The organism is Streptomyces sp. ADMS (assembly GCF_033441795.1).
Classification (GTDB): domain Bacteria; phylum Actinomycetota; class Actinomycetes; order Streptomycetales; family Streptomycetaceae; genus Streptomyces.
This window is the reverse complement of sequence record NZ_JAVFVX010000205.1, coordinates 1-6,579: the sequence shown is the minus strand read 5'-3', so window position 1 is coordinate 6,579 and position 6,579 is coordinate 1. Positions and strand designations below refer to the sequence as shown.

The 6,579-nt window shown below is 70.3% G+C and carries 9 protein-coding genes; 3 read left to right on the top strand and 6 right to left on the bottom strand.

Annotated elements, in window-relative coordinates:
• Nucleotides 1–107 precede the first annotated feature (107 nt).
• On the bottom strand, nucleotides 108–560 hold the full coding sequence (locus RB628_RS38960; RefSeq protein WP_318325386.1) for a TIGR02611 family protein: 453 nt from the start codon (nucleotides 558–560) through the stop codon (nucleotides 108–110).
• 191 nt (nucleotides 561–751) lie between these two features.
• On the opposite strand from RB628_RS38960, the gene RB628_RS38955 reads away from it, so the two are divergent.
• Both RB628_RS38955 and RB628_RS38950 read left to right on the top strand, forming a co-directional pair.
• The gene (locus tag RB628_RS38955; protein WP_318325385.1) at nucleotides 752–1,165 is read left to right on the top strand and encodes an SsgA family sporulation/cell division regulator; all 414 of its coding nucleotides are present in this window, start codon (nucleotides 752–754) and stop codon (nucleotides 1,163–1,165) included.
• 256 nt (nucleotides 1,166–1,421) lie between these two features.
• Nucleotides 1,422–1,979, top strand: a complete 558-nt coding sequence (locus RB628_RS38950; RefSeq protein ID WP_318325384.1) for a CGNR zinc finger domain-containing protein — start codon at nucleotides 1,422–1,424, stop codon at nucleotides 1,977–1,979.
• Nucleotides 1,980–2,043: 64 nt separating this feature from the next.
• Here RB628_RS38950 and RB628_RS38945 read toward each other — a convergent pair whose 3' ends face one another.
• Together RB628_RS38945 and RB628_RS38940 are read right to left on the bottom strand one after the other, a co-directional pair.
• Nucleotides 2,044–2,196: a hypothetical protein gene (locus RB628_RS38945; protein WP_006375961.1), complete on the bottom strand. Its 153-nt coding sequence runs from the start codon at nucleotides 2,194–2,196 to the stop codon at nucleotides 2,044–2,046.
• Nucleotides 2,197–2,366: 170 nt separating this feature from the next.
• Nucleotides 2,367–2,846, bottom strand: coding sequence for a hypothetical protein (locus tag RB628_RS38940; protein WP_318325383.1), 480 nt, complete (start codon nucleotides 2,844–2,846; stop codon nucleotides 2,367–2,369).
• Nucleotides 2,847–3,024: 178 nt separating this feature from the next.
• On the opposite strand from RB628_RS38940, the gene RB628_RS38935 reads away from it, so the two are divergent.
• Nucleotides 3,025–3,567 carry a DsbA family protein gene (locus RB628_RS38935; RefSeq protein WP_318325382.1) on the top strand — a complete coding sequence of 181 codons (543 nt, stop codon included), beginning with the start codon at nucleotides 3,025–3,027 and terminating at the stop codon, nucleotides 3,565–3,567.
• Nucleotides 3,568–3,603: 36 nt separating this feature from the next.
• Here RB628_RS38935 and RB628_RS38930 read toward each other — a convergent pair whose 3' ends face one another.
• From RB628_RS38930 to RB628_RS38920, 3 genes are all read right to left on the bottom strand, one after another.
• Entirely contained in the window at nucleotides 3,604–4,428 is an 825-nt protein-coding gene (locus RB628_RS38930) for a GNAT family N-acetyltransferase (RefSeq protein ID WP_318325381.1), read from the bottom strand.
• A gap of 72 nt (nucleotides 4,429–4,500) precedes the next feature.
• On the bottom strand, nucleotides 4,501–5,322 hold the full coding sequence (locus tag RB628_RS38925) for an aminodeoxychorismate lyase (protein ID WP_318325380.1): 822 nt from the start codon (nucleotides 5,320–5,322) through the stop codon (nucleotides 4,501–4,503).
• A complete protein-coding gene (locus RB628_RS38920; protein ID WP_318325379.1) occupies nucleotides 5,319–6,371 on the bottom strand; it encodes a chorismate-binding protein in 1,053 nt (350 codons plus the stop codon). The genes RB628_RS38925 and RB628_RS38920 overlap by 4 nt, the downstream gene beginning before the upstream one ends.
• Nucleotides 6,372–6,579 lie beyond the last annotated feature (208 nt).

Below are 6,579 nucleotides of genomic sequence, written 5' to 3'. Positions count from 1 at the left end.
ACCAGTGACCTCTTCGGTGTGAACGAAGCGCTCTCCCACTGAGCTAATCGCCCGGACACGGAGAGAACATTACCCCATGTCAGGGGGTTCCCCGGACGCGCGCCGGATCACTGATTCTTGATCTTCCAGGGCATTTCCAGCCCGAACTTCCACAGGTAGATCCCGCCGAGAACCGCCACGATCACAAGGCCGACCGTCGTGAGGATGATGTTGCGGCGGCGGACCCTGGGGTCGAGTGCGCGCTGCGTCGCCTCGGTGACCTTGCGCTTGGTCCAGCGCAGCACAAGTTGGGCCCAGACGAATTCGGTGGCCCAGATCGCCATGCCGCCGAAGATCACCAGCCAGCCCGGCCCGGGCAGCGGCAGCATGACCACGCCGGCGCCCACCACGGCGAGGCCCACGACGAATACGCCGACCTGCCAGCTCATGTGCAGCACGCGGCGCGCTTTGATGAATTCCGGCGCTCTCGACCCGAGCTCCCGCTCGTCCGCAGCCTCACCGGCCCCGACCCGATCCGGTGCCACGGCAACCTCGCCAGGCTTGTCACTCCCCGTATCCATACGGCCAAACCCTACCGGACGGAAACCGGTCACCGGAATGGTCGTAACCGACGAACCGGTTCTCGGCCGGAAGAGTTACGTAAAGGCACGCAAAACACTCAGAGGGGTTTACAACGGCACCGTAGGTGGCATGTCGATTTCGCCGACGTGCGAATCCCCGAGCGCACACTGAGCGAAAGGCCTTGGCGCTTATGAACACCACGGTCAGCTGCGAGCTGCACCTGCGCCTCGTTGTGTCGAGCGAGTCCTCACTGCCCGTTCCCGCAGGACTGCGGTATGACACGGCCGATCCCTACGCCGTGCACGCCACCTTCCACACCGGAGCCGAGGAAACCGTCGAGTGGGTGTTCGCCCGCGACCTGTTCGCGGAGGGCCTCCACCGGCCCACCGGTACCGGTGACGTCCGAGTCTGGCCGTCCCGGAGCCACGGTCAGGGCGTTGTCTGCATCGCCCTCAGCTCCCCGGAGGGCGAGGCCCTGCTCGAAGCCCCCGCACGAGCCCTGGAGTCCTTCCTGAAGCGAACGGACGCCGCTGTGCCACCCGGCACGGAACACCGCCACTTCGACCTCGACCAGGAGCTGTCCCACATCCTGGCGGAAAGCTAGGACGAGGCAGCACAGAGCCGCCCGGCGCCGTCCACTCGGGGAGACGGCTCGGGTCAGGACAACCGCATATGCCACACCGCCGCCGCCCCGCGGGCTTTCCGCGGGGCGGCGGCGGTGTGCCCGCGCGTCTCCCCCGGGCAGCTGCCCCAGGCTCCCCCGGACCGACGCCCACCTCGGTCGCTGCGAGCCATTACCATCGGCCAGCATCGGCGGGCGGGTGCCCGCCCGACCACCCAGGCAGGCCAGGGAGAGCAACGTGCTGATCACCCACGACACCCGGTGCGCCCTCGACACCGTGGTCGATCTGGTGAACACCGCGCCGGAGGACGACACGGCGGACGGGCTGCCCGATGTCGACGCGCTCGAAGATTTCGCACGAAAGCACAACATAAGTGACATCGGTGCGCTGTCGGAGTTCGACCTCACCGCCGTACGCCGGATCCGCGGACGGTTCGCCGGGGTGTTCGCGGCCCCGGATGCCCGGACCGCCGCCGCGCTCATCAACGAGCTGGTCGCCGCGGCCGGCACCACACCCCGGCTCACCGACCACGACGGCTACGACTGGCACGTGCACTACTTCGCCCCCGGCGCGTCCATCGCCGACCACCTCGCCGCCGACTGCGGGATGGCCCTCGCCTTCTTCGTGGTCGCCGGCGAACAGGAACGGCTTCGGCGCTGCGAGGCCCCGGACTGCCGGCACGCCTTCGTAGACGTCTCCCGCAACCGGTCCCGGCGGTACTGCGACAGCCGCACCTGCGGAAACCGGCTTCATGTGGCGGCCTACCGGGCGCGCCGCAAGGAGTCGGCGGGCTGACAGATCGAGAAACTGGTGGCGACGCAGCCCCCGGCGGGTGACGCCGGGGACTGGCGTGTACAGCTCACAGCAATAGCAGATCATGCAACGAAGCCATGAGCAGCAGACACCCGATCACCGCAAGAAAGATCATCAGCGGTGGCTGGGAAAGGGCGAAAAGGCACCCGCGCGGCTCGTCCTTCGGCGGCACGGCCTCGCTCTGTGTTGTGTCCAGCATCTCGCCGCGATGATGACGCAGCCAGCACCCTCTCCGCGATCAACGCGCCCAGAATGGGCGGTAGTTCGCCGAATTCCGAAATGTCCGCAGCGCGTCATGATCGTTTCCGGGCGACCTCCGACGCCTCCCGGCCGTTTGTGTCGTTTCAGTACGTCAGCCGCCGTGCTTCGTCATATGCCGTGCTTCTTCAGGATCGCCTCAATGTCGCTGAAGTCGTCCCCGGCACCGCTACTGCGCGGCTTGGCCGCGGGCTGGGGCGCCGGGCGGGCTGCCTTGCCCTGTCCCTGTCCCTGCCCCTGCCCCTGCCCCTGCCCCAGCGAGGGCGCCGAGGCTGCCGGAGCCACCGCCTCTCGGCGTGCGGCCTGCGCCTCCCCGCGTTCCTTGCGGCTGCCACCCCTTCGGCGCTCCACCGCGCGCGTGGCCGTGAACAGCAGCCAGGCAGCTCCGAGCACACCGAATCCGGCCCAGGCTGAGGGACTGAACGCGGTGTCGGCCAGCCACCCGACCACCCCGGTCATCACCAGGCCGACGGGAACCAGCGAGTACGCGGTGATACGGGCAGCCGCGAGAAAACGCTTGCGGTACGCCGTGACCGCCGCGATGCCCAGGCCGGCCACGGAGACGGCGGAACAGACGGTCTCGGCAATCATCCGGTCCTCCAGGCAGGGTTCGGTCGCGCAGGCGCGCTTCGTCCCTTCCATCCTGCACCGTCCGGTCCTCCGGATGCCATGCTCCGGCCGGACATCAGGGACATCTCCGGGTCGCCTCCTCCACAGGTCCCGGTCCCCTCGTACGGCGGCCACTGTCGCGGCTGGGAAACTGGTGCCCATGAACGACTCCTCCTCCGCGCCCGTCGGCACTCCTGCCCCCGCCTCCGCCCCTGTCCTGGAGGTCTGGTGCGAACTCCAGTGCCCGGACTGCCGCGGCGCCCTGGACGACGTACGCGCCCTGCGTGCCCGCTACGGCGACCGACTGGAGCTGCGGCTGCGGCACTTCCCGCTGGAGCGGCACAAGCACTCCTTCGCCGCCGCGCAGGCCGCCGAGGAGGCGGCGGAGCAGGGGCGGGCGTGGCCGTACGTCGAGGCCGTGCTCGGCCGTGTCGAGGAGCTGGACCGTAGGGGCGAACCCTTCCTGGTCAAGGTGGCCGGCGAACTCGGCCTGGACGCCGAGGAGTTCGACACCGCGCTGATCGACGGCCGGCACATCCTGATCGTCGACGCCGACCAGGCCGAGGGCAAGGCCATCGGCGTGACCGGCACGCCGACGTACATCATCGCCGGGGAGCGTCTCGACGGCGGCAAGAGCCAGGAGGGGCTGCGGGAACGGATCGAGGAGATCGTGGACCGCCTGCTGGCCGGGCAGGAGGCCTGACGACCGAGCCCGTCGAAGCGGCCCTCGATCGCCGGGCTACAGCAGGTCCTTGTTCATGTGGTGTGCCACCGTCTCGTACCCCAAGGACTCGTAGAGCCGTTCCGCCGGGGTGTTGCCCGCGAAGACGTTCAGGGAGATGAGCGGCCGTCCGGCCTCGATCGTCTGGGCCTCGGCCAGAAGCATGAGGGTGCGGCCGTGGCCCCTGCCCCGGTGTTCCGCGTCGACCTCGACCTTGTAGACGAAACCCAGGCCCTCACGGGAGCCCAGCCACAGGGTGCCCACCCGGATGCCCTCGTGTTCCAGGACGCTGAGCGTCACGTCCTCGCCGGCCACACCCTGCGTCAGCAGCAGTTCGTGGTCCCGTTCCGCCTTGGCGTGCGCCTCCGCCGCCGGCACGCCCCGCTCGATCCAGCTCTCCGCGTAGCTCAGCCTGCCCGCCGCCTCCCACCCCACGAACTCCGCCTCCGTCATGGGCCGGCCACGGCTCCCGGCGGGCAGTTCGGGCGGGGCGGCGCCGAGCGCCTTCTCCATCCGGCGGTTGCGGAGCACATAGCCGAGCGCGGTCGCGAGCCTCAGCGCCGCCGGCGCGTCGCCCGGGACGGACGCCTCGATGCGCCTGCAGCCCCAGCCCCGCGCCACCTCCTCCGCGGCGAGCGCGGCCACCGTGGCGCGGCCGCGCCGCCGGTCCCGTTCGTCGATCCGGAGATCCAGGATCTTCGCCACCGAGTCGCCGAACACGGGGTCGGTGGCTAGGTGTATCGCGCCGACTGGACGGCTGTTCACGCACACCTGGTATCGGCGTGAACGCGCCCCGTCGGCCTCGTGCTGCAGCGGCTCGGTCGGCCGCAGGGTGGTGGTCATCAGGGGTGTTCTACCCGCTGCGGAGTCCGCCGTCAGCCTCTTTTCATGCGGTCTTCTTCAACTTGCCCTCGCTCAGGGATCGCGGTCGCCCCCCGCCCACTCGACGAAGACCCGCATCGCCTTGGCCGTCACCGGGCCGGGTACGCCCGGGAGTTGCCGGCCGTCGACGCGCCGAACGGCCTGTACGTCCCGCAGGGTGGACGTCAGGAAGATCTCGTCCGCGCGTTCCAGGACATCCAGCGGCAGGTCGGTCTCCCCGGCTCCCGTCCACTCGACGACGAGTGCGCGCGTGATGCCGGCGAGGCAGCCGGAGGCAAGCGGCGGGGTGTGGATCTCGCCGTCCAGGACGACGAAGACGTTCGACCCCGTCCCCTCGCACAGCCGGCCGACCGTGTTGCCGAACAGCGCCTCGGACGCGTCCTGTTCGCGCGCCCTGGCGAGGGCGACGACGTTCTCGGCGTACGACGTGGTCTTCAGGCCGGTGACGGCGCCGCGTTCGTTGCGCGTCCAGGGGACCGTGATCACGGCGGTCGTGTCGGGGCGCCGGGCGGATTCGCCGACGGCGACGACCAGGGTCGGGCCGTGCTCGCCGCGGTCGGAGCCGAGCGGGCCGTGGCCGCCCGTGTAGGTGATGCGCAGGCGGCCCAGTGGCATCGGGTTGGCGTCGAGCACGGCCGCGCAGGCGCGACGGACCTCGTCGAGGTCGGGGTCGGGCAGACCGAGGCCGCGGGCCGAGCGGGTCAGCCGGTCCAGGTGGCGGGTGAGTGCGAACGGCCGGCCGCCGACCGCCTTCACCGTCTCGAAGATGCCGTCGCCCACGGTCAGCCCGTGGTCGAACACGGAGACGCGGGCGGCCTCGATGTCCTGCAGCCTGCCGTCGAGCCAAAGCTTCACGTCAACGTTCCCTCTCCGCTCGGCGCATACTGTCCCGACGCTACCGCGAGCAGCCTGGACGCCTTCAGCTCGGTCTCCCGCCACTCCGCCTCCGGGTCCGAACCCCAGGTGATGCCCGCTCCCGTCCCGAAACGCAGCATGCCGTCGGCCCGGTCGGTCCAGAACGTGCGGATGCCGACCGCCAGTTCGCCCGTCCCCCGGTCCGCGTCGACCCAGCCGATGCCGCCGCAGTACGGGCCGCGGGGCGCCGTCTCCAGGGCGTCGATGATCCGCAGGGCGCTCGACTTGGGCGCTCCGGTGACCGAGCCGGGCGGAAAGGCCGCCGCCAGCAGCTCCGGCCAGCCGGCCTGCGGGCGCAGCTCGCCCCGTACCGTCGACACGAGATGCACCAGTCCCGGGTGCTTCTCCACGACGCACAGTTCGGGGACGGTCACCGAGCCCGTGGCGCACACGCGCCCGATGTCGTTGCGGACCAGGTCCACGATCATCACGTTCTCGGCGTAGTCCTTCTCCAGGAGATCCGCCTCGGTGCGTCCGGTGCCCTTGATCGGGCCCGACTCGACGGTCCGGCCGACACGGCGGAGGAAGAGTTCGGGGGACGCGGTGGCGATCTCGACCCCGTACGCGGGCAGGCGGATCGTTCCTGCATAGGGTGCCGGGTTGCCGTGCGCGAGCAGGGCGGTCAGTGCGTCCACATCGGCGCCGGGGCCGACGGACGCGGAGAGCACCCGGCAGAGGTTCGCCTGGTAGACCTCGCCGGCCGCGATGTGCTCCCGGATCCGGCGCACCCCCGCCGTGTACGCGGCGCGGTCGAGGGAAGACGTCCAGTCACCGGCGGCCGGACCCCGCCACTCCCCCGGTCCCGGCCTCGGCGCGGGCACCGGCTCCTCTCGCACGTCGCGGAAGCGGGCGCAGGTCAAACGGCCCCCGTAGTCCGCGCACACGGCCCAGAAACCGGTGGAGTCGAGGGCGGCGGGATCGCTGGTGACATCGAGGAGACCGGTGGCGACGAGACCGCCGAAGCGGGCGAGAGGAGCGAGATCGGACACATCGCCGAGTCTATGGCGGGTGTCCTGCGGGTGCCCTGACCATGTCTTCGAGGGGGCACAGCGCAGCACGCTGCACAAACGTGTTTTTGTACTGGCCCCGGAATCCGCTAGAGTTCAACTCGTCGCCGGGACGCGAGAGCGCACCGAAACGACATGCGGACGTAGCTCAGTTGGTAGAGCGCAACCTTGCCAAGGTTGAGGTCGCCAG